General features: G+C 49.3%; 3 protein-coding genes. All 3 read right to left on the reverse strand.

What is annotated here, in order from left to right:
• A partial coding sequence (locus tag Q0338_RS01645) for a cytochrome C (RefSeq protein WP_298085240.1) occupies nucleotides 1-818 on the reverse strand: 818 nt, incomplete at its 3' end.
• 101 nt (nucleotides 819-919) lie between these two features.
• Entirely contained in the window at nucleotides 920-1342 is a 423-nt protein-coding gene (locus Q0338_RS01650) for a DUF6678 family protein (RefSeq protein WP_298085241.1), read from the reverse strand.
• A 143-nt stretch (nucleotides 1343-1485) separates the two neighbouring features.
• Nucleotides 1486-2135 (reverse strand): SIS domain-containing protein (locus Q0338_RS01655; RefSeq protein ID WP_298085242.1); only part of this gene is annotated, 650 nt, incomplete at its 5' end.

The raw sequence follows: 2135 nt of genomic DNA on the forward strand, positions 1-2135 counted from the left end.
AGTTCGCCGTCCGCGCCGCATTTGCAAAAATACATTACCGAGCCGACGCAGGTTGGGCAGCAGCGAAAGATCGCGTCGTGCTTTAAATTTAAAAACGCAAGCCGCGGATCGGATGCCTTTAGGCGCAGCATATCCAGTATCTCGCAGCCGCAAAACTCGCACTCTTGGCCTGTAGGTTCGCCGATTTGTACGGGCTCATCCGCGCTTTGGTTTGAGTTTAAATTTGCGCTTTGGCTCGCGCGCTTGCCATCTTTTACGCGTACCGCGGTAAGACATTTATCAAAAACGAGCGATTTTCGCTCGCCCGTCTCGTCAAACGCCCAGCCGCCGATTTTTGCGTAAAATTCGGTACCCACGTAGAGTTTTTTGCGCCACGGCCGCGGGTTTTTATACAGCTCGTAAAAAAGCTCAGCTGTCTGCTCGCCGCCCTGCCAGGCAAGCGCGCAAAGTAGGTGGTTTAGCACGTTTTTGGAGTTGTCCTCTAGCGAGTTTAGTTTTGTTATGAGTGCGTCTTTTACGTCGTCCGGCGCGCCGAAGTAGAGCTCGGGCGGATAGTAGATCTGCTTCGCCGCCGCAGCTCGCGCGATCCTTGGATCGTGGATATCCAGCAGGCTAAAAAGCGCCCAAAAATCATTGCAGATCTCATCCCATTTTTCGATCTCATCGATTCGCTCCGCGATTTTTAAGATCATCGCTTCTACTTCGTCCGCGCTTAGGTTTAAAATTTCATTCCGCCTTTGCCTTTGGCTACACGAGTGGCAAATGCCGTCGAAGTAGATCGTGTTTTCGCCGCATTTTGGGCATAGATGAGCACCCATATTTGCTCCTTTGGGTTAAATTTCGTCAAATTTTATCAAATTTTGCAGCATTTGGCGAGCGAGCGCGGTTTTAAATTTGACTCCGTTTGCCTGCGCCAAATTTATCTATATCCGTAAATTTTTAGCCCGCTTTCGTCTATTTCGTAGTCAAATTTGCCCGCCTTTGTCATGGTGTCCAGCACTGCTTCAAGCGGATTTGGGATAAAATTTGAGGCAAGCTTTTCGGTTCTGTTCATGCGCGTTTGCTCGTAAAATTTAGGCACGAAAACCCAGTGTAAGTCTTTAAACAAAATAGCTCCGTTGGCGCAATCAGAATACCCGTCCTGTAAGCACCCAAAACCGCAGACGAGCGCGATCTCCTCCTTGCCCGATAATAGCTTTACGCGTATATCCTTGCAACCCGAAGCTTCTAAAATTTCGCAGAGCTTAAGCCATTTTGCATCGTTCATCAGCGACGTGAGGCGACCCGCCTTTTTATCTAGCCTTTTTTGATAAATTTCATATTTTTCGTTTAAATTTTGCATGATACTCCCGGGCGCCGATAAATTTGTATTTAAATTTAGAATAAAATTTGAGAGAAATTTAGGCGGGCAACCTCTCGCCCAAATTTGCAGATTAGGATTAAAAGCGAAATTTAGCGTCGTCCGTCAAATTTCGCCTACTAAATTTACTCCACTGTCACGCTTTTAGCGAGGTTTCGCGGCATATCCACGTCGTTGCCCAGCCTCACGGCGATCTCTAGCGCAAAAAGCTGCAGGATGATCATCATCTCGAAAAACTCGCTCATAGGGTGAGCTTGTTTGCTAGTCTTTATAAAATCGTCGCTAAGCTCGAACTCCTCGGGGCTAATCGCAAGTATATAGGCGTCGCGAGCGGCTAGCTCCTCGACGTTGCTCTTGGTTTTGTCGTAGAGTATGGTTTTTGGCATTAGCGCGATCGTAAAGAGCCTCTCGTCGGCAAGCGCGATAGGGCCGTGCTTCATCTCGCCGGCTGGATAGCCCTCGGCGTGCAGATAGGAGATCTCTTTGAGCTTTAGCGCGCCTTCGAGCGCCAGCGGATAAAATATATCTCGCCCGATGAAAAAGAAGCCGTGGCCGTGCAAATAGTGCTTGGCTAGGCGGCGGATGCGCTCTTGCGGCTCTTTGCTGATGTTTAAAATTTGCGGAACGTGCAGGAGTGCCGCGATCTCGCTTTTTAGCTCGTTTTTGCTTATTGAGGCTTTAGCCTGCGCGATTTGCAGCGCTAGCATCCATAGCGTCACGACCTGCGTCGCGAAGGCTTTGGTGCTGGCTACGCCCTTTTCGATACCCGCGCGAG

It is taken from the genome of uncultured Campylobacter sp. (genome assembly GCF_938018145.1).
Lineage (GTDB): Bacteria > Campylobacterota > Campylobacteria > Campylobacterales > Campylobacteraceae > Campylobacter_A.